This is a genomic window from Pseudomonas sp. FP603 (assembly GCF_030687415.1).
GTDB classification, from domain to species: Bacteria; Pseudomonadota; Gammaproteobacteria; order Pseudomonadales; family Pseudomonadaceae; genus Aquipseudomonas; species Aquipseudomonas wuhanensis.
This window is the reverse complement of sequence record NZ_CP117431.1, coordinates 5578295-5596590: the sequence shown is the minus strand read 5'-3', so window position 1 is coordinate 5596590 and position 18296 is coordinate 5578295. Positions and strand designations below refer to the sequence as shown.

Here is an 18296-nt window from a genome sequence, read left to right as displayed (position 1 = left end):
AAGGATTGAAATATGGATTATCCAAAAAGTGTACCCAGCGTTGGATTGGTGAATGGCCAGTTTGTCGATGAAAATCCCGTCGCCGGGACGCCGGGATCGTTGATTCCGGCTGTATGGGGAAACAGCGTCACGCAAGAGGTTTTGGGCGTGATCACCGGGGGCGGTCTGGCACCCTCCGAAGCCGACAACAATCAACTTCTCAAGGCTATCCTGGCGATCATTGGCAAGATCAATCCGATGTATTCGGTGATCACACGGCTAGCGGCATCAAAAGTTCTGACCGTCGAAGAACTTGGTCTCGTACTGATTGATGCCAGTTCAGGTGCCGCCACCATCAGTCTGCCGCCAGCCAATGTCGCGTTGGGTGTTCGTGACGTCATCGTTCGACGTGTTGATAACAGCGGCAATCGCCTCGTTATTCAGGCTGTCGGCACTGACCGAATCCGATTTCATACGCATCTATCGGCAGTCGGTTATCCGTTTCTGGTGTTGTTGGGCAGTGGGGATTGGTGGCATCTGCGCAGCGATGGTGCCGGCAGTTGGTGGCCGGTCGGGCGATTCGATAACACCCCGCTGGGGCGTCCGTTTTTTGAGACGACCACGCTGCTGAGCCCGGGTGGCTATGGGGCGCTCAATGGCACGGTAATGAAACGTGCCGAGTGGCCCTGGCTTTGGGATCACGCGCAGCAGTCAGGAATGCTCGGCACTGAGGCTACTCGGGCAGGTAATGAAGGCAAGTGGACCGCCGGTGATGGTGCGCTGACTTTTCGTGGCCCTGAAGGACGAGGGGAATTTTTGAGGGTTTTGGACGAAGGGCGTTCGGTGGACGCCGGACGGGTAATGGGCGCCTTCCAACCTGGCACCATTCATTCCTACGCGATGGGAGCTAACGGTGCTGGCGCGGTGGGCTCGCGATGGTCCGATAGCCTTACTGCATTTGGCGCCGATACCCGTGAGGAATCTCAGTATGTATCGGGGCTGAGCAATGGCGGTCCCATTTTTCCCGCAGGAACCAGTTTCCAGATGGATGCAGCCAGTACCTTGCTCCACTCCTTCAAGTCCCGACCGCGCAACATCGCCTATCCCGGTCGTATAAAACTTATCTGAGGTGTCCATGTTTTATTATCTATTAGATAACTCGAGCGCATTGTCGGGGCCCGTAGAGTTTTCCGTCACTCCGGGTATCGGTATTCAATTACCCAGTAATGCCGTTGAACTTTCATTTGAACTACCGTCTGCGGAAAGCGGCCGTACCTGGGCATTGGTGAACAATGTTCCTCGGGAAGTGATTGATCGTCGCGGTTTGGTTTATCGCAAGGATGGCGGGGCTCAGCAGGTTTGGAGTGAACTCGGAGAGTTGCCAGAAAACTTTACCACCGAGCCGTGGCCGGGTGACTACTACGTCTGGAGTGATAACGCCTGGAAGTTTGACGATGCGGCTCGTCTGTCTGATCTCAAGGATCAGGTCTTGGCCAAGCGTGATGTCTTGCTTCGGGAGGCTGTCCTGCGTATTGCCCCTCTTCAATATGCCGAAGATATTGGAGAGGCGACTCATGATGAGCAATTGGCCCTGTTGGAATGGAAACTCTATAGCGTTGAACTCAATCGTATCGAGCAGCGAGCGAACTTTTCCACTGACGTCATTTGGCCTCTCGTACCTGGAACAGTTGCAAGTTAGCGAGTAATGCTACCCACCTTGTTAAGGAATTAAGAAAAATATGGATTATCCAAATAGCGTGCCCAGTGCCGGGTTGGTTGACGGGAAGTTTGTCGATGAAAGTCCGCTGACCGGTGCACCTGGATCCTTGATCCCGGCGAGTTGGGGCAATGGCGTTACTCAGGAGTTACTGAATGTCATTCGCAGCGCCGGAATTAATCCGGTAGAGGGTTTGAATAATCAGCTTCTGACAGCGTTGCGTAGCAATGGCCTATTCGTCACTGCCCCGCAATTCGATAATGACAATAGCGTCGCAACGACTGCATTTGTTACTCGTAATGGTCTGCAATTTTCTGGCTTCACATCTTATGCCGACAGTGCCGTACTCACAGCGTCCAACATTGGTGGTGTCAGCAGTTTCACCAGCAATACACCGATTACAGCGACGCTACCTGCCACCACCGGTATCGCCCATGCGTCCACGATGAACATCGTCAATGCCGGGGCAGGCGCGTTGACGGTCTCGGCAGCGCCTGGGGCGGACACCATCAAGGCTTCAAACGGTATGGTCGGTTCCGTTGTTCTAGGTGTAGGGGAAATCGCTGAGTTCCTCAAGCTAGAGAGTCAATGGCGGTTGGTGGGCGGCACCGTCAGCTTGAAATACACCTCGTTGTTCTCCGGCATGACGGGCAACCCCGGTTACCAGAAGTACTCCAGCGGCAACATTGATCAATGGGGTTACGGCACGACGGATGCTAATGGAGAGGTTTTTGTCACCTTTCCGATTTCGTTTCCTACCGCTTTTGTTTCTGTCGTTGCCACTCATGTTGGCGGTGACGGGGCGATGGTCATCATGTTGGCCGGTACTGCCACGAAACAGGGCTGCCGATTGAAGGTTCGGGATATGGGCGGTTCTGTCAGGCCCGGGTGGGGGATTACCTATTTTGCCAAGGGGTATTGAATGAACGAGTTCAATTTTTTGTTTAGCGCAAGTACTTGTGGTGTGTATGTACCCGGGATCAATACATCGGATATTCCTTCCGATGTCATAGAGATCCCTCAGACGTACTGGGTGTCACTACTTCAAGAGTTGGCCGTCACCGCGAAGATGATTTCCGTTCGTGCCGATAACGGGTATCCCGTTCTTGTCGATACACCACCCCTTTCACCGGAAGAAGCTGCGAATGCCGAGCGTTTCTGGCGTGATGCACAGCTATCGGCCACGGACAGCATAGTTGCTCGCGATAGAGATGAACTGGAGGATGGCGGGGGCACTACTTTGACCGCTGATCAATACGCCCAACTGCAGGCCTATCGTCGTGCACTGCGAGATTGGCCACAAGGATCTTTCTTCCCGTTCACCGAACATCGACCCAGTGCGCCGCTTTGGTTGGCAGAGCAACTTTAACGCCTTTTCGGGGAAATTATGATTGTCACGCAACAACTACAAAGCATCATGCCCAACGCCCGCTCCCAAGCGGGCGTTTTCATTTCCGCCCTGAACACCGCCATGTCTCACCGCAACATCAACACCCCCAAACGCATCGCCGCCTTCCTCGCGCAAGTCGGTCACGAATCGGGGCAGTTGCAGTACGTACGCGAACTGGGCAGCACTCAATACCTGAGCAAATACGACACCGGCACCCTGGCCGCCCGTTTGGGCAACACTCCGGAACCCGACGGCGATGGTCAAAAATACCGTGGCCGAGGCCTGATCCAGATCACCGGCCGCAACAACTACCGTCAATGCAGCCTCGGCCTGTTCGGCGATGAGCGTTTGTTGGCCCTGCCTGAACTACTGGAGCAGCCGCAGTGGGCGACCGAGTCAGCTGCATGGTTCTGGGAGCAGAATGGCCTGAATGAATTGGCCGACCGCGACCAGTTCAACAGCATCACCCGCCGTATCAACGGCGGGTTGAACGGGTTGCAGGATCGTCTGGAACTCTGGGCGCGGGCGAGGGCGGTGTTATGCCAACCTTCGGTCTGATCGGCTGGCGACTGAGCGGTTTGCTGGTGCTGGTCGGTTGTTCGGCGGCACTGGCCTGGCAGTTTCAGGATTGGCGCTACAGCCGGCAACTGTCGGAACAGGCCAGGCTGCACGCCGAAACCCTTAATCAACTGACTCTGGCCGCCGCCACCCAGCAACAGGCCGAGCAGGACAAGCACCTGGCGCTGGAGCAGCGGCTTTCGGTCAGTGAACAAACCCATTACCGAGCGCTTAGCGATGCCGAACGTGATCAAGGTCGCCTGCGCGATCGTCTTGCCACTGCTGATGTGCGCTTGTCAGTCCTCCTCGATGCCCATGACACTGCCTCAACCGGTGCAATGCCAGCCGCCTCCAGCACCGGCGGCGTGGATCATGGCGCCCCGCGAGCCCGACTTGCCCCGGCGCATGCTCAACGAATTATCGCCATCACCGACGCAGGCGATAGCGGACTGATTGCCCTGCAGGCGTGTCAGGCCTATGTCAGAGCCCTCGCTCGCTAACATTTTGATCGATCCTGAACCTTGCAAGCGTGATCGGCTCGTGTACGGTAGGCCTCATTCCGCTCGTTCAGGAGAGAGCCGTGAAAGATATCACTCAGCTGGCCGCTGAACTTGGCAGGCGCCTGCAGGTTCTCAATGCCCACGTCACCGCTGCCGAGTCCTGCACCGGAGGCGGGATTTCCGAGGCGATAACCCGCATTCCGGGAAGTTCGGCGTGGTTCGAAGCCGGTTATGTCACCTACTCAAACCGCCAGAAAACCCAGCAATTGAATGTCCCGGCCGAGTTGTTCGAGACGGTGGGGGCGGTCAGTCGCGAAGTGGTCGAGGCCATGGTTCGCGGCGCGCAGGAAAAAAGCCGGGCGCGTTTTGCCGTGGCGGTCAGCGGTGTGGCAGGGCCGGACGGCGGCTCGCCGAGCAAGCCCGTGGGCACGGTGTGGCTGGCCTGGGGCGTCGGTGAGCAGGTGTTCAGCGAGGTACAGCACTTTCCCGGTAACCGTGACGAGGTCCGCCGACAAACGGTGAAGGCCGCGCTAGAGGGGCTGCTGCGGCATGCCGCTGGAGAAATCTCAAATCAGGGGTAGGCGATCCTGAAACGCTGTGGAATAATACTGGCTACTTATACAGGTGTTGGCCGTCAGGCCTTATTGATTACGTGAGGACTTTAATGGACGACAACAAGAAGAAAGCCTTGGCTGCGGCCCTGGGTCAGATCGAACGTCAATTCGGCAAGGGTGCCGTAATGCGTATGGGCGATCAGGACCGTCAGGCGATCCCGGCTATTTCCACTGGCTCTCTGGGTCTGGACATCGCGCTCGGCATTGGCGGTCTGCCAAAAGGCCGTATCGTTGAGATCTACGGTCCTGAATCCTCCGGTAAAACCACCCTGACACTGTCGGTGATCGCCCAGGCTCAAAAAGCCGGCGCGACCTGCGCATTCGTCGACGCCGAACACGCCCTCGACCCTGAGTACGCCGGCAAACTGGGCGTCAACGTCGACGACCTGCTGGTTTCCCAGCCGGACACCGGCGAGCAGGCCCTGGAAATCACCGACATGCTGGTGCGTTCCAACGCGGTTGACGTGATCATCGTCGACTCCGTGGCTGCTCTGGTGCCGAAGGCTGAAATCGAAGGCGAAATGGGTGACATGCACGTGGGCCTGCAAGCCCGTCTGATGTCTCAGGCGCTGCGTAAAATCACCGGTAACATCAAGAACGCCAACTGCCTGGTGATCTTCATCAACCAGATCCGTATGAAAATCGGCGTGATGTTCGGCAGCCCGGAAACCACCACCGGTGGTAACGCGTTGAAGTTCTACGCATCGGTTCGTCTGGACATCCGCCGTACTGGCGCGGTGAAAGAAGGTGATGAAGTCGTCGGTAGCGAAACCCGCGTCAAGGTTGTGAAGAACAAGGTGGCTTCGCCGTTCCGTCAGGCCGAGTTCCAGATTCTTTACGGCAAGGGCATCTACCTCAACGGTGAGATGATCGACCTGGGTGTTCTGCACGGCTTCGTCGAGAAATCCGGTGCATGGTATGCCTACGAAGGCACCAAGATCGGTCAGGGCAAGGCCAACTCGGCCAAGTTCCTGGCGGACAATCCGGAGATCGCCGCGAAACTTGAGAAGCAACTGCGCGACAAGTTGCTGACCCCAGCACCGGACGTCAAAGCATCGCCAGTCAAAGAGACGGCTGATGACCTGGCTGACGCTGATATCTGATTGATCCGATGACCGCCGTACTCGATACACTCGTCGCGGTGCGGCGAACCGCAATGGACCTGCTCGCGCGACGCGAGCACGGTCGAGTCGAGCTGACGCGTAAACTGCGTCAGCGCGGCGCCCTCCCTGAAATGATCGACACAGCACTTGACCGCTTGACGGAAGAGGGCCTGTTGTCCGAATCCCGTTACCTCGAAAGCTTTGTTTCCTACCGTGCCCGTTCCGGTTATGGCCCTTTGCGAATTCGCGAAGAGTTGAGCCAGCGCGGCCTGCAACGTACCGACGTCGAATTGGCGTTACGCGAGAGCGGTATCAACTGGCAGGAACAACTGGAGGACACCTGGCGGCGCAAATTTGCTGGACACCTACCGATAGACGCCCGGGAACGTGCCAAACAGGGCAGGTTCCTGAGTTATCGGGGGTACTCCATGGAAATGATCAGCCGCTTGTTCAGCGGCCGAGGGATGGACGATTAAATAAAACGGCCCGCTATTTCGATAACGGGCTTTTTTTGCTTCACGTCACCTTGAACGGCTCACGCGTGCGTTGTTGCGCCTGGGGTTTGGACTGGGCCCAGTTTTCCGGCAGGTTAATGTAATCCACCAACTCCCGCAGACGACCATGATCACGGGCGTTGAAGGTGAACGAAAGTCGCGCCAAATGGCTGAACTGCGGTTCGTCGTGCTCCTCACCGCTGTAGGCGTGCTGATGGAAATGATCGCTCAGGCACAGGTCGGCGAATGCCTCCTGCATGTGTTCAAGCGCCCGGTCGCTGAGTTTGTGGTTCATGCGAATCACGAACTGATGCTTGAGCCAGCGGCTGGAGTGGAAGTTGCTGTAGAACTGATTGATCTGCTCCACTGCCTCTTCGGCACTGTAGACCAGACTCAACAGCTTCATGTCGGTTGGCAGGATGTAGCGGTTTTCCTCCAGTTGATGATGAATGAAGTCCAGCGCACCTTGCCAGAACTTGCCGCCCGGCGCATCCAGTAGCACCACAGGCACCAATGGGCTTTTGCCAGTCTGAATCAGGGTCAGCACTTCCAGCGCTTCATCCAGCGTACCGAAACCGCCCGGGCACAGGACCAGCGCATCGGCTTCCTTGACGAAGAACAGCTTGCGGGTAAAGAAAAAGTGGAAGGGCAGTAGATTCCCGGTGCCATTGACCGTGGGATTGGCATGCTGCTCGAAGGGCAGGGTGATGTTGAATCCCAAGCTGTGTTCCAGGCCGGCACCTTCATGGGCCGCCGCCATGATGCCGCCGCCGGCACCGGTGATGACCATCATGTCCGAGCGCGCCAGGGCGGCGCCAAGCTCCCGGGCCAAACCGTACAGTGGGTGTTCTATCGGCGTGCGGGCCGAGCCGAAAACGGTGACTTTGCGTCGCCCCTTGAATTGCTCCAGCACACGGAAGGCATGCTCGAGTTCGCGCAGGGCTTGCAGGGTGATCTTGGCATTCCAGCGGTTGTGATCTTCCTGGGCCATGCGCAGCACAGTCAGGATCATGTCGCGGTAAATCGGGATGTTGGGGCTGTTGGGTGAAACCAGGTTGAGTTGTTCTTCGACCTTGCTGGTGAGGTCGTGGCCGCTTTCTTGAAAATGACGGCTCAGGAGGTCATTCGGTTGGTAAGGCATTCAACTTCTCCTTCTGCACAGAACCCTTGGCCCGACAAAACAGTCGTCGGCGCCGCGACACCCCTTGTGTCGCTGTCTGCCCAAGCCCTTGCCTGGGCGCTCCACCTGACTCGTTTGCAATCGAGCCATCCATACGGGCTCTGCTTATCCCTTGAATGAAAGAAACGTTTGCACAATAAGACACGCAATGGGCAGCCCCTTTTCTGCCCTGAAAAAATCAACGTGAACACTATGAATTTAGACCCTCGCAACGATTTGCGCTGCTTGATCATTGCGCCGCAAAGTCTTTCCTGGCAACCGCTTATTGACGATTTGCAAGGTGCTTTCACCGCTCGTCTGAACGCAAGCCGTATGTCCTGCGCTCTGATTTACTAAGTTACAGGCGTGACACGACAACTTTGCGTCAATGGCATGACGCAACGTTCAAGCAGTTCAGGGATTTTTCGCGTGATCAACAGCGATCAATGCGTGCAAGGAGGCGGGAAACCATGCCCAGAGTCACTCTGGAAATCGATGCGCAACTGTATCGATTGCTGAAGTTATCAGCCGAGACCAATCATTTGAGTCTCGAAGAGGAGTGTTGCCGACGTCTGGAGGGCGGGGAGCGACGTTCGCGCTACTTGCAGGCGCTGTTGGCAGAACTGCGCGCCGAGGATGAACAGCGGCGCGCTACTTCCCGATAGTTACTTCTTCTTCGTCGGGGTCGCTTTCGGGCAATCCGATTCCTGGAAGCTTGCGGAGCCGACCGGGCGGTTGGTCTTCACTTCGGTAAAGTCGTAACGCATGATCGCGCCTTTGGCCATCAGCTTGCGGAACCCGTCGTTTCTGCAGACGGAGGCGCCAAGCTGGAAGTACACGGCTTTCGGATCGGCGCGCATCTTGTCGGCGTGGCTGCTTTGAACGCTCAGATGGTTGATCAGCTGTTTGCCTTCGACGGTATAACCCTGATCCTGAATGTCTTCGTTGATCGCCCGTGGCGTGCCGACGCTGCTTTGTACGGCGACGTTTCGCAGCTCTCTGTTGAGATTCTGCTCACTCAAGGACGCAGCCTGAGCACTGAAGGACGACGCCAGCAAAACGGCAGCGGTGGGAACGATAAGGCGCAGCATGAAACTCTCCTGGTTCAGTGACTGGTGGTTCGACCAGCCACGTGACTGTGCGTTCAGTGGCGGCGAATTATAGGGGAGGTGGCCTGGTCGGTACAGGCTTGCGCCGGTCGCTCTGGTAAACTGCTGGCCTTTATTGCCTTGCCGAGTGCCGTTTGTGTCGAGTTTTCCTGTCTGCCGGTGTTGCTCACGATGAACCACGCCCCCAACGCCGTAGCCCGCTTGCGTGATCAGCGAGAGGAAGAGGGCATCAAGCCGATTCAGGCCCGTGGTTGGCGAGCAACCCGTTGCCGTGCCTGCCGTGTGATCGAGAGCCACTGCCTATGCGCCTGGCGTCCGCGGGTCGACACCCGTAGCGGCGTGTGCCTGATCATGACCAATAAAGAAGTGTTCAAACCAAGCAATACCGGTTGGCTGATTGCCGATGTGGTGCGCGACAACCATGCGTTCATCTGGTCACGCACGGAAATCGATGAACAACTGCTGGCGCTGTTGGCCGACCCGCAATGGCAACCGTACCTGGTGTTTCCAGGCGAGTACGTCGAGCCCGAGCGAGTTACCCACAGCGTCGAGGTCGATAGCACCAAACGGCCGCTGTTCATTCTGCTGGACGCCACCTGGACCGAAGCCCGGAAGATTTTCCGCAAAAGTCCCTATTTTGATGCGTTTCCGATTCTGAGCCTGCTTCCTGAGAAGCTTTCACGGTATCGATTGCGCAGATCCACTCGCAGCGAGCACCTGTGCACGGCCGAAGTGGCGGCGCTGTGCCTTGATCTTGCGGGTGATACAGACGCTGCTTTGGCGCTGGACGCTTATTTTGATGTATTCAGCCAGCATTACCTGGACGCTAAACATCAGCTGGATATGAATGTTGCAACACCGGCCCATGCCGAGTTGATGCCCTTTGTACAACACGCGGCGCCTGTCATCTGCTGAGCATCGCCCATACTGCTAAGAACCAGGTCGCTGGCAGAGCCATGCAACTTGACCACCCCGGTTTCGCTGGGCATGCTTGGCGCCGATTAGGGCGCGGCCAAAGTTTGAAACGCTGCTTTTTTTACGTAATTGGCGTTGAACGTGCCCTGTTGGTGCCGCTGCGTGGCTGCACCTCGAGTTGTTTTGGCGAGGCCTGAAATGCATCAGGCGTCCCATAAAAAAACAGGATCATTTGAAAAATGGCCACATACGAAATCCTGATTGCCGATGACCACCCTCTTTTTCGTAGCGCCCTGCATCAAGCGTTGACCCTGGGCCTGGGCCCGGATGTCCGTCTGGTGGAAGTGGCGAGCATTGCCGAGCTGGAAAGCCGTCTGACCGAAAAGGCCGACTGGGATCTGGTATTGCTGGACCTGAACATGCCGGGGGCTTACGGTTTTTCCGGGTTGGTGCTGTTGCGTGGGCAGTATCCGCAGATTCCGGTGGTAATGGTGTCGGCTCAGGAAGAAGCGTCGATCATGGTCAAGTCCCGTGAATTTGGCGCCAGCGGTTTCATTCCCAAGTCCAGTGATTTGAGCGTCATTCAGAAAGCCGTACGCGCGGTGTTGGATGGCGACGTTTTCTGGCCGCCCCAGGCTTTCGAAGCGGTTAGTGTTTCCGACGAAGCCAAGGCCGCCAGCGAAGGCCTTGCCAGCCTGACACCCCAGCAGTTCCGTGTGTTGACCATGGTTTGTGAAGGTTTGCTGAACAAGCAGATTGCTTACGAGTTGAGCGTTTCCGAAGCCACGATTAAGGCCCATGTCACGGCCATTTTCCGTAAGCTGAATGTACGGACCCGGACTCAGGCAGCGCTGCTCTTGCAACAACTTGAGTCAATTTCGAGCAGCTAAGGGGCTACATGTTCACGCTTTTTTGACTTTGCTTAATTTAGCTTTCCCACTCCTTTTTGGTCAGTTGCCAACTTTATGTCACCTTTCAAAGGCCAGACCGGCCTCAAACGCATCCTCAACGCCTCTGGTTACTCTCTGGACGGCCTGCGCGCGGCCTTCACCGGTGAAGCGGCCTTCCGGCAATTGGTGCTGCTTAATGCCATCCTGATTCCACTGTCGTTCTTCCTGAACGTCAGTCGTGTCGAGCAGGCGCTGTTGATTGCAGTCTGTCTGTTGGCGTTGATCGTCGAATTGCTCAACTCGGCGGTGGAAGCGGCCATCGACCGCATTTCCCTTGAATTGCACCCGCTGTCCAAGAATGCCAAGGACATGGGCAGCGCCGCTCAATTGGTGGCCTTGAGCATGATCGCGCTGGTGTGGGCGGTGATTCTGCTTTAAGCGATGGTGGGCAGGACGATCTCGTCGCTGCGCTGAACCCCGGCGGTGAATGCGCGGCACAGGTCAAGGAATTCGCGCATGGCCGATGTCTGATATTTCTGTTTGTGCCAGATGAAATAGAACTGCCGCGCCAGATCCAGATCCGGTGTTTCCACGGGCACCAGACTGCCGCGGCGGAATGCATCGCGCAGCGCCAGGCGCGAAATGCAGCCAATCCCCAACCCCGACTCCACCGCGCGCTTGATCGCTTCGGTGTGTTCCAGCTCCAGGCGAATGTTCAGCGCGCTGCGATGGTGTCGCATGGCCTGGTCGAACGTCAGCCGTGTGCCCGAGCCTTGCTCGCGGAGAATCCACGCCTCATGACTCAGCTCCTCCATGGTCGCGATGCCACGTTTGGCCAGCGGATGCTGGGGCGCACAGAACACCACCAGCTCATCTTCGACCCAGCTCTGTACTTCGATGTCCGGATGACTGCAGTCGCCTTCGATTAGACCCAGATCAATTTCATAGTGCGCGACCTGTTGCACGATGTTGGCAGTGTTCTGCACATGCAGCTTCACCCTGGCTTTCCGGATGGCGCTGCATGAAGCTGCCGATCAGCAGGGTTGCCAGGTAATTGCCGATGGTCAGGGTCGCGCCGACCGCCAGGGAGCCGAAACCGGACTTGCCGTTGAGCAAGTCTTCGATCTCCTTGGCCTGGTCGAGCAGGGCCACCGCCCGCCTGCGGCAACAGTTGTTTGCCGAGGGCGTTGAGGCTCAGCCGTTTGCCGGCGCGATCGAACAGCTGGCAGCTGCACTGACGCTCTAGCTCGGTGATCGAGGTGCTCGCCGCCGATTGCGAAAGGTTGAGCGTCAGGGCAGCACGGGATACGCTTTCCTGCTGGGCGACGGCGACGAATACTTGAAGTTGACGGAGAGTAAATCGCATATCGATATAACCGATAACCCTTATCTTAATAATCCATTTAACAGATATTGTCGCTGCCATTAGAATGCGATGCAATTGCGCACATCATCGGCGCAGGCAAATCTCCAGGAGTCCCACGTACATGAGCAACATGAACCACGAGCGTGTCCTCAGTGTTCACCACTGGAACGACACTCTGTTCAGCTTCAAGTGCACCCGCGATCCGGGCCTGCGCTTCGAGAACGGTCAGTTCGTGATGATCGGCCTGCAACAGCCTAACGGCCGCCCGCTTATGCGTGCTTACTCGATTGCCAGCCCGAACTGGGAAGAGCATCTCGAGTTCTTCAGCATCAAGGTGCCTGATGGCCCGCTGACTTCCCAGTTGCAGCATCTGAAGGAAGGCGACGAGATCATCATCAGCAAAAAGCCTACCGGCACCCTGGTGCTGGATGACTTGAAGCCTGGCAAACATTTGTACCTGCTCAGCACCGGTACCGGTCTGGCGCCGTTCATGAGCGTCATCCAGGACCCGGAAACCTACGAGCGTTTCGAAAAAGTGATCCTGTGCCACGGCGTGCGTTACGTCAATGAAGTCGCTTACCGCGAGTTCATCACCGAGCACCTGCCGCAGAACGAGTTCTTCGGCGAGGCCCTGCGTGACAAGTTGATCTACTACCCGACCGTGACCCGCGAGCCGTTCGAAAACGAAGGCCGCCTGACCGACCTGATGCGCAGCGGCAAGCTGTTCAGCGACATCGGTCTGCCACCGATCAACCCGCAGGACGACCGCGCTATGCTGTGCGGTAGCCCGAGCATGCTCGACGAGACCAGCGAAGTGTTGAACAGCTTCGGCCTGAAAGTTTCGCCGCGGATGCGCGAGCCGGGTGATTACCTGATCGAGCGTGCGTTCGTCGAGAAGTAAGACGTTGTTTGGGTGACGCAGAGCGTCACTGGATGCATTCCCACGCGGAGCGTGGGAACGATCAGCCCCCATTGCCTGTGCAGGCAATGGGGGCTTTTTTATACTCGACAGCTCCTACCGGTTGGATACGGGAATGACTTCGAGGACGCGGATAAGGCCAGGCGTAGGGTAATGCCAGCGCACATCCACATCCCAGAACTGCGCGCCGTATTCCCTTTCCGGTGCAGGAATCTGGTACGCCGGGCGTGGGTCTTGTGCCAGGCATTGCTCGATCAGCTCGACCAAGGGCTCATCAAGCCGCTGAGCGTGGCCATGAGCCTGTTGCAGTGCTGAGTCTGTCCACTGCACGGGAATCAGCGATGGCGGGGCGCTGGCGATGCTGTTGGACGCTGTGTCGATGATATCGGCGTAGGGCACGTAGGGTTTGATGTCGAGAACCGGCGTCCCGTCGAGTAGGTCGATGCCGGAGATCCACAGCCGATTGGCTTCGACTTTGTCCAGTTTGACCACCGATTGACCGATGCCATTGGGCCGGTGCGTCGCCCGAGTGGCGAACACGCCCATGGATTTGTTACCGCCCAGACGCGGCGGGCGGACTTTGAGGCGTGGCTTTTCTTCCAGCGCTTGATGGAACAGGAACAACAGCCACACATGGCTGACCTGCTCCAGCCCCTGCACCGCATCACCCTGATCGAACGGCGCCACCAGCTCCAGTACGCCCCGAGCGGCCGGGGCCAGCTGCGGCTGGCGCGGAATGGCGAACTTCTCCTTGAAGCAGGAGCGCACGAAGCCGATGGGGGAAACGCTGTAGGTCATGGTTTGGGGATCGAGGAGGGGTGTGGGCGGGCATGATAACCCGATGAGCCTCAAGTCTGGTGGTGGCAGAGCCGGCCTCATCGCGGGCAAGCCACGCTCCCACAGGGTTCTCGAGTGAACACAAATTTTGTGTACGGCATAAAACCTGTGGGAGCGTGGCTTGCCCGCGATAGCCGCACCGCCAATCTCAGAGACTAAATCCGCCATCCAAAGGAATAATATTCCCAGTCATATACGCCCCAGCCGTACTCGCCAAACTGATTGCCAACGCCGCCATTTCCTCCTCCCGCCCCCAACGCTTCATCGGAATCAACGCCGTATCCTCCGCCAACGCCTGCTCATCATTCCCAATATGCTGAGTCATCTTGCTCGGAAAACGTCCCGGTGCAATCACATTGACGTTGATGTGCTGGCTCACCAGCTCCCGCGCCAGAATCCGCGACAGTTGATGCAGGGCAGCCTTGCTCGGGCCGTAGGCATACGCCTGTTCGCCAAAGGAAGAAATCCCGGCCACCGAACCAATGTTGATGATCCGTGCCGGATTCGCCGGCGAGCCAGCCTTGCGCAGCAACGGCAGAAATTGCTGAATGCAGTTGAACACCGAGGTCACGTTGAGCTGCATGACCTTTTCCCAGCCCTTGACCGGGTAACTCTCCAGCGGCGCGCCCCAGGTGGTGCCGGCATTGTTCACCAGAATATCCAGCTGACCGATCTGTTCACTCAGGTGCGCAGCCAATTGCTGGACACCTTCTTCTTGGGCCAGGTTGGCAGCTACCGCGTGACAAGTCCCGAAAGCGCTCAGTTCATCGGCGGTTTGCTGACAGGCGTCGGCATCGCGGGCACACACATACACAGTGGCGCCAGCCTCGACATAAGCCTTGGCGATCATTTTGCCGATACCGCGGGTGCCGCCGGTCACCAGAGCGGTGCGACCTGCGAGAGAAAAGTAAGGGTGCATGGGGCGAGTCCTGAGAGCTGAGGGTCACTACACCCTAGTCGTCAGCCGCCAGAAGCGGAGCCACTATTTTTGCGAGGAATGAGGGTCTATATAGCCTTGAGCGGCCACGGCCCGTGTAGGGGCACAGCTTGCTGGCGAAGGCGTTTTGAAGATCGCCTTCGCGGGCAAGCCTCGCTCCTTGGGACCGTGGCGTTCGTGGGCGATTTACTGCGGGCGAACGCGCAGGGTCAGGCCTTTGAGGAAGTTGCGAAGCAACTGGTCGCCGCAAGTGCGGTAGTTGGTGTGGCCGAACTTGCGGAACAGCGCGCTCAGCTCAGGCTTGGATACCGGGAACTCGGCAGCCTTGAGGATGGCGTGCATGTCGTCCTCTTTCAGCTCGAAGGCCACACGCAGCTTCTTCAGGATGATGTTGTTGGTCACGGGCACTTCGATCGGCTGCGGCGGACGGCTTTCGTCCTTGCCACGCTTGAAGATCACCAGGCCATCGAGGAAATGCGCCATGACCTCGTCCGGGCAGCGTACGAAGCCTTCCTCGTCTTCCTCTTTCTTGTCGAGGTAGGTCAGCAAGTCTTCCAGGGACACGTCCATGCCACCGATCTTGATGATTTCGATGACTTTCTTGTCGCTGATGTCGAGCATGTAGCGCACGCTGCGCAGTACGTCGTTATGAATCATGGTGTGCAGTCCTGATATTCAGCAGTGGGCGCCGCATAAACAGCGGCGCCAAAATGTGTGGCGGCGTGAAAAGTCTTAGAACTTCTCTTTGCCGGACAGGTAACGCCATTGCCCCAACGGCACTTTGCCGATGGACACGCCGCCGATGCGGATGCGGCGGATGGCGACGACCTTCAGGCCAACGGCCTGGCAAAACAGGGCGATCACGCCCGGTTGCGGGTTCTTCATCGCAAAGCGCAGGCGGTTCTCGTTCTGCCAGCTGGCCTTGACCGGCGGCAGTTCCTTACCTTTGTAGGTGAGGCCGTGGTTCAAGCGGTTGAGGCCGTGAGCCACCATGTCGCCTTCAACTTCGACCACATACTCTTGCTCGATCTTGGCGGAGTCTGCGGTGAGTTTGCGCAGGATCTTCCAGTCCTGGGTGAACACCAGCAGACCGCTGGCGTTGGCCTGCAGATCGGTACTGGCGGTCAGGCGCAGGAAGTGGCCCTTGAGCGGACGTTTGCCGTAGCGGTGTTCTTCGCTCAGGGTCTCGGCGCTGATGGTCGCCATGGCCGTTTCCGCGTCCATGCCCGCAGGCACATTGAACAGGATGGTCACTGGCTCCGGCGCTGTGGCCTTGGCTTCGGGGTCGAGCTCGACTTTTTGGGTGTCGACCTTGAACTGCGGCTCATCGATGACTTCGCCGTCCACGGTGACCCAGCCGCCCTCGATGAACAGCTCAGCCTCCCGACGGGAACAGCCGACGAGTTCGATGAGGCGTTTGGAGAGACGAATCGGGTCAGTCATGACAGGGCCGTAACAAAAAAGGGGTGGGCATTGTACCTGCTGGGCGCCGGTTAATCCCGGCTCCATTTGCACCGTGTGGCTTTTTGTGGGAGCTGGCTTGCCTGCGATGGCATCGCTGCGACCTGACAGACAGACCGCGTCGTCTGCATCGCAGGCAAGCCAGCTCCCACATTGCTCTATGTCGGGTCAGCCATTAACCATTACGCGTCAGTTGTTGAGACTGACGCAAACGCATGTGCAACAACGGATAGGGCTGGCCCATGCCGTCGTGCTCGGAGCGACCGATCACCTCAAACCCCTGCTTGAAATAAAACCCCAAGGCCTGCGGGTTCTGTTCGTTGACGTCCAGCTCATCGGCGTTCAGGTGTTCCAGGGCATAGCGCAGCAATTGCTTGCCCAGGCCTTTGCCGCGATGGTCCGGGTCGATGAACAGCATTTCGATCTTGCCCGCCGCCACGCCGGCGAATCCGGTGATGCGCTGGCGCGAGTCTTTGGTGCAGATCAGCATCACCGCGTCGAGGTAGCGGGTCAGCACCAGATTCTTCAGCAGGTCGATGTAGCTGTCGGGCAGAAAGTCATGGGTGGCGCGCACCGAGGCTTCCCACACTTGGGTGAGTTCTTCGTAGTCGCTCTGTTTCGGTGTGTGAATGACCGAGTGTTGGCGCATGCCCGCTTGCCCCTCTTCCGTGGATGACGCGAGTTCTTTCTCTCACAAAACGATAGACGTAAAAAAGCCCCGCATCTCGTCAAGAGAGCGGGGCTTTTTGTATTTTTTGCGTTTAGATCTGTTCAGCCCACAGGTCGTATTCGTCGGCGTCGGTCACTTTGCACCAGACTTTGTCGCCCGGCTTCAAGTTGCTGCCGTTGTCGATGAACACGTTGCCGTCGATTTCCGGGGCATCGAAGAAGCAGCGGCCAACGGCGCCTTGCTCGTCGACTTCATCGACCAGCACTTCGATTTCACGGCCGATGCGCATTTGCAGGCGCGCCGAGCTGATGGCCTGCTGGTGCGCCATGAAGCGGTCCCAACGGTCTTGCTTGACGTCGTCCGGCACGATGGCCGCGTCCAGCAGGTTGGCCGGTGCGCCTTCGACCGGCGAGTACTGGAAGCAGCCAACGCGGTCCAGCTGGGCTTCGGTCAGCCAGTTCAGCAGGTACTGGAAGTCTTCTTCGGTTTCGCCAGGGAAGCCGACGATGAAGGTCGAACGGATGATCAGGTCCGGGCAGATCTCGCGCCAGTTCTTGATCCGCGCCAGGGTCTTGTCTTCGAAGGCCGGGCGTTTCATGGCTTTCAGGACTTTCGGGCTGGCGTGCTGGAACGGGATGTCCAGGTACGGCAGGATCTTTCCGGCGGCCATCAGCGGGATCAGCTCGTCGACGTGCGGGTACGGGTAAACGTAGTGCAGGCGAACCCAGACGCCGAGGGTGCTCAGGGCTTCGCAGAGTTCGGTCATGCGGGTTTTCACCGGCGCGCCATTCCAGAAACCGGTGCGGTATTTCACGTCGACGCCGTAGGCGCTGGTGTCCTGGGAAATCACCAACAGCTCTTTGACGCCGGCCTTGACCAGGCGCTGGGCCTCATCGAGCACGTCACCGACCGGGCGGCTGACCAGCTTGCCGCGCATCGACGGGATGATGCAGAAGCTGCAGCTGTGGTTGCAGCCTTCGGAAATCTTCAGGTAGGCGTAGTGGCGCGGGGTCAGTTTGATCCCTTGCGGTGGCACCAGGTCGATCAGCGGGTTGTGATCCTGACGCGGCGGCACGGCGTCGTGCACGGCGTTGACCACTTGCTCGTACTGCTGCGGACCGGTCACGGCCAGCACGCTCGGGTGTACGTTGCGGATGTTGCCTTCTTCGACGCCCATGCAGCCGGTCACGATGACCTTGCCGTTTTCCTTGATGGCTTCGCCGATCACTTCAAGGGACTCAGCCTTGGCCGAGTCGATGAAGCCGCAAGTGTTGACCACCACGACGTCGGCGTCCTGATAGGTGGACACAACGTCATAGCCTTCCATGCGCAGCTGGGTAAGGATGCGCTCGGAGTCGACCAGTGCTTTCGGGCAACCCAGGGATACGAAGCCAACCTTTGGATTGGCCGGCGCAGGAGTGGTGGACATGTCTAACCTCGGTGTTTTGGGACGCCTCCAGCCGAGAACGGCAAGGCGACAGACGGGCGTTTGGTACGCCTCTGATCAAAAAGTGCGCAATTCTAGCGATGGCAGCGGCACTTGACCAGCTTTATGCAGGGAAATACGACAAGTGCTGCGCTATGCTTCGCGCCTTTAGGCTTTACCGATTTTCTACAGTCAATAAAACGTCTGTAACAATAAGTAAAACAGCGCATGCTGCACGGCAAAGCATAGTGC

At 57.9% G+C, this 18296-nt stretch carries 22 protein-coding genes and 1 pseudogene; 14 read left to right on the top strand and 9 right to left on the bottom strand.

Annotation, left to right across the window (positions count from 1 at the left end; genetic code table 11):
• The first annotated feature begins 12 nt into the window (after positions 1 to 12).
• From PSH65_RS25915 to recX, 9 genes are all read left to right on the top strand, one after another.
• Entirely contained in the window at positions 13 to 1107 is a 1095-nt protein-coding gene (locus tag PSH65_RS25915; RefSeq protein ID WP_305423174.1) for a phage tail protein, read from the top strand.
• Positions 1108 to 1114: 7 nt separating this feature from the next.
• A complete protein-coding gene (locus PSH65_RS25910; RefSeq protein WP_305423173.1) occupies positions 1115 to 1678 on the top strand; it encodes a tail fiber assembly protein in 564 nt (187 codons plus the stop codon).
• 40 nt (positions 1679 to 1718) lie between these two features.
• Positions 1719 to 2618, top strand: coding sequence for a phage tail protein (locus PSH65_RS25905; protein WP_305423172.1), 900 nt, complete (start codon positions 1719 to 1721; stop codon positions 2616 to 2618).
• A complete protein-coding gene (locus tag PSH65_RS25900; RefSeq protein ID WP_305423171.1) occupies positions 2619 to 3065 on the top strand; it encodes a phage tail assembly chaperone in 447 nt (148 codons plus the stop codon).
• Between the two features lie 18 nt (positions 3066 to 3083).
• A complete protein-coding gene (locus PSH65_RS25895) occupies positions 3084 to 3644 on the top strand; it encodes a glycoside hydrolase family 19 protein (protein ID WP_305423169.1) in 561 nt (186 codons plus the stop codon).
• The gene (locus PSH65_RS25890) at positions 3626 to 4144 is read left to right on the top strand and encodes a lysis system i-spanin subunit Rz (protein ID WP_305423168.1); all 519 of its coding nucleotides are present in this window, start codon (positions 3626 to 3628) and stop codon (positions 4142 to 4144) included. Before PSH65_RS25895 ends, PSH65_RS25890 begins: the two co-directional genes overlap by 19 nt.
• A gap of 80 nt (positions 4145 to 4224) precedes the next feature.
• Positions 4225 to 4725 (top strand): CinA family protein, encoded by a 501-nt coding sequence (locus PSH65_RS25885; RefSeq protein WP_305423166.1) that lies wholly within the window; start codon positions 4225 to 4227, stop codon positions 4723 to 4725.
• Between the two features lie 83 nt (positions 4726 to 4808).
• The gene (gene recA, locus PSH65_RS25880; RefSeq protein WP_007907270.1) at positions 4809 to 5861 is read left to right on the top strand and encodes a recombinase RecA; all 1053 of its coding nucleotides are present in this window, start codon (positions 4809 to 4811) and stop codon (positions 5859 to 5861) included.
• 8 nt (positions 5862 to 5869) lie between these two features.
• A complete protein-coding gene (recX, locus tag PSH65_RS25875; RefSeq protein WP_305423164.1) occupies positions 5870 to 6337 on the top strand; it encodes a recombination regulator RecX in 468 nt (155 codons plus the stop codon).
• 40 nt (positions 6338 to 6377) lie between these two features.
• Here recX and PSH65_RS25870 read toward each other — a convergent pair whose 3' ends face one another.
• Positions 6378 to 7496 (bottom strand): TIGR00730 family Rossman fold protein, encoded by a 1119-nt coding sequence (locus PSH65_RS25870; RefSeq protein ID WP_305423162.1) that lies wholly within the window; start codon positions 7494 to 7496, stop codon positions 6378 to 6380.
• Positions 7497 to 7984: 488 nt separating this feature from the next.
• Between PSH65_RS25870 and PSH65_RS25865 the strand changes: the two genes are divergently transcribed.
• Positions 7985 to 8179, top strand: a complete 195-nt coding sequence (locus PSH65_RS25865) for a hypothetical protein (protein WP_305423161.1) — start codon at positions 7985 to 7987, stop codon at positions 8177 to 8179.
• On the opposite strand, the gene PSH65_RS25860 is transcribed toward PSH65_RS25865, so the two are convergent.
• The gene (locus tag PSH65_RS25860; RefSeq protein ID WP_305423159.1) at positions 8180 to 8605 is read right to left on the bottom strand and encodes a PA3611 family quorum-sensing-regulated virulence factor; all 426 of its coding nucleotides are present in this window, start codon (positions 8603 to 8605) and stop codon (positions 8180 to 8182) included.
• A 189-nt stretch (positions 8606 to 8794) separates the two neighbouring features.
• On the opposite strand from PSH65_RS25860, the gene PSH65_RS25855 reads away from it, so the two are divergent.
• From PSH65_RS25855 to PSH65_RS25845, 3 genes are all read left to right on the top strand, one after another.
• Entirely contained in the window at positions 8795 to 9538 is a 744-nt protein-coding gene (locus PSH65_RS25855; protein ID WP_305423158.1) for a tRNA-uridine aminocarboxypropyltransferase, read from the top strand.
• A 239-nt stretch (positions 9539 to 9777) separates the two neighbouring features.
• Positions 9778 to 10428, top strand: coding sequence for a response regulator transcription factor ErdR (gene erdR / locus PSH65_RS25850; protein WP_305423156.1), 651 nt, complete (start codon positions 9778 to 9780; stop codon positions 10426 to 10428).
• 75 nt (positions 10429 to 10503) lie between these two features.
• Positions 10504 to 10866, top strand: a complete 363-nt coding sequence (locus PSH65_RS25845; protein ID WP_019580981.1) for a diacylglycerol kinase — start codon at positions 10504 to 10506, stop codon at positions 10864 to 10866.
• Here PSH65_RS25845 and PSH65_RS25840 read toward each other — a convergent pair.
• A pseudogene (locus PSH65_RS25840) lies at positions 10863 to 11794 on the bottom strand (LysR family transcriptional regulator). The gene PSH65_RS25845 and the pseudogene PSH65_RS25840 overlap by 4 nt on opposite strands.
• Positions 11795 to 11915: 121 nt before the next feature.
• Here PSH65_RS25840 and fpr point away from each other — a divergent pair.
• On the top strand, positions 11916 to 12695 hold the full coding sequence (gene fpr / locus PSH65_RS25835; protein WP_003443014.1) for a ferredoxin-NADP reductase: 780 nt from the start codon (positions 11916 to 11918) through the stop codon (positions 12693 to 12695).
• A 114-nt stretch (positions 12696 to 12809) separates the two neighbouring features.
• On the opposite strand, the gene tsaA is transcribed toward fpr, so the two are convergent.
• The 6 genes from tsaA to rimO all read right to left on the bottom strand — a co-directional run bounded on the left by tsaA (position 12810) and on the right by rimO (position 18047).
• A complete protein-coding gene (gene tsaA / locus PSH65_RS25830; protein WP_305423153.1) occupies positions 12810 to 13511 on the bottom strand; it encodes a tRNA (N6-threonylcarbamoyladenosine(37)-N6)-methyltransferase TrmO in 702 nt (233 codons plus the stop codon).
• A gap of 187 nt (positions 13512 to 13698) precedes the next feature.
• Positions 13699 to 14469 (bottom strand): SDR family oxidoreductase, encoded by a 771-nt coding sequence (locus PSH65_RS25825; RefSeq protein WP_305423151.1) that lies wholly within the window; start codon positions 14467 to 14469, stop codon positions 13699 to 13701.
• A gap of 204 nt (positions 14470 to 14673) precedes the next feature.
• Entirely contained in the window at positions 14674 to 15144 is a 471-nt protein-coding gene (locus PSH65_RS25820) for a DUF1456 family protein (protein ID WP_123719811.1), read from the bottom strand.
• A 75-nt stretch (positions 15145 to 15219) separates the two neighbouring features.
• The gene (locus PSH65_RS25815) at positions 15220 to 15930 is read right to left on the bottom strand and encodes an rRNA pseudouridine synthase (protein ID WP_008072721.1); all 711 of its coding nucleotides are present in this window, start codon (positions 15928 to 15930) and stop codon (positions 15220 to 15222) included.
• Between the two features lie 193 nt (positions 15931 to 16123).
• Complete coding sequence (locus PSH65_RS25810) at positions 16124 to 16597, bottom strand: acetyltransferase (protein ID WP_305423149.1); 474 nt, start codon at positions 16595 to 16597, stop codon at positions 16124 to 16126.
• Between the two features lie 112 nt (positions 16598 to 16709).
• On the bottom strand, positions 16710 to 18047 hold the full coding sequence (gene rimO / locus PSH65_RS25805; protein ID WP_123499342.1) for a 30S ribosomal protein S12 methylthiotransferase RimO: 1338 nt from the start codon (positions 18045 to 18047) through the stop codon (positions 16710 to 16712).
• Between the last annotated feature and the right edge of the window lie 249 nt (positions 18048 to 18296).

Bases quoted from the DNA above. Each gene is read 5' to 3' on its own strand.
- PSH65_RS25890 (WP_305423168.1), top strand. From the start codon at position 3,626: ATGCCAACCTTCGGTCTGATCGGCTGGCGACTGAGCGGTTTGCTGGTG.
- rimO (WP_123499342.1), bottom strand. From the start codon at position 18,047: ATGTCCACCACTCCTGCGCCGGCCAATCCAAAGGTTGGCTTCGTATCC.
- PSH65_RS25825 (WP_305423151.1), bottom strand. From the start codon at position 14,469: ATGCACCCTTACTTTTCTCTCGCAGGTCGCACCGCTCTGGTGACCGGC.
- PSH65_RS25915 (WP_305423174.1), top strand. From the start codon at position 13: ATGGATTATCCAAAAAGTGTACCCAGCGTTGGATTGGTGAATGGCCAG.
- erdR (WP_305423156.1), top strand. From the start codon at position 9,778: ATGGCCACATACGAAATCCTGATTGCCGATGACCACCCTCTTTTTCGT.
- PSH65_RS25845 (WP_019580981.1), top strand. From the start codon at position 10,504: ATGTCACCTTTCAAAGGCCAGACCGGCCTCAAACGCATCCTCAACGCC.
- tsaA (WP_305423153.1), bottom strand. From the start codon at position 13,511: ATGACCTACAGCGTTTCCCCCATCGGCTTCGTGCGCTCCTGCTTCAAG.
- PSH65_RS25895 (WP_305423169.1), top strand. From the start codon at position 3,084: ATGATTGTCACGCAACAACTACAAAGCATCATGCCCAACGCCCGCTCC.
- PSH65_RS25870 (WP_305423162.1), bottom strand. From the start codon at position 7,496: ATGCCTTACCAACCGAATGACCTCCTGAGCCGTCATTTTCAAGAAAGC.
- PSH65_RS25865 (WP_305423161.1), top strand. From the start codon at position 7,985: ATGCCCAGAGTCACTCTGGAAATCGATGCGCAACTGTATCGATTGCTG.
- PSH65_RS25900 (WP_305423171.1), top strand. From the start codon at position 2,619: ATGAACGAGTTCAATTTTTTGTTTAGCGCAAGTACTTGTGGTGTGTAT.
- PSH65_RS25905 (WP_305423172.1), top strand. From the start codon at position 1,719: ATGGATTATCCAAATAGCGTGCCCAGTGCCGGGTTGGTTGACGGGAAG.
- recX (WP_305423164.1), top strand. From the start codon at position 5,870: ATGACCGCCGTACTCGATACACTCGTCGCGGTGCGGCGAACCGCAATG.
- PSH65_RS25855 (WP_305423158.1), top strand. From the start codon at position 8,795: ATGAACCACGCCCCCAACGCCGTAGCCCGCTTGCGTGATCAGCGAGAG.
- PSH65_RS25815 (WP_008072721.1), bottom strand. From the start codon at position 15,930: ATGACTGACCCGATTCGTCTCTCCAAACGCCTCATCGAACTCGTCGGC.
- PSH65_RS25860 (WP_305423159.1), bottom strand. From the start codon at position 8,605: ATGCTGCGCCTTATCGTTCCCACCGCTGCCGTTTTGCTGGCGTCGTCC.
- fpr (WP_003443014.1), top strand. From the start codon at position 11,916: ATGAGCAACATGAACCACGAGCGTGTCCTCAGTGTTCACCACTGGAAC.
- recA (WP_007907270.1), top strand. From the start codon at position 4,809: ATGGACGACAACAAGAAGAAAGCCTTGGCTGCGGCCCTGGGTCAGATC.
- PSH65_RS25810 (WP_305423149.1), bottom strand. From the start codon at position 16,597: ATGCGCCAACACTCGGTCATTCACACACCGAAACAGAGCGACTACGAA.
- PSH65_RS25910 (WP_305423173.1), top strand. From the start codon at position 1,115: ATGTTTTATTATCTATTAGATAACTCGAGCGCATTGTCGGGGCCCGTA.
- PSH65_RS25820 (WP_123719811.1), bottom strand. From the start codon at position 15,144: ATGATTCATAACGACGTACTGCGCAGCGTGCGCTACATGCTCGACATC.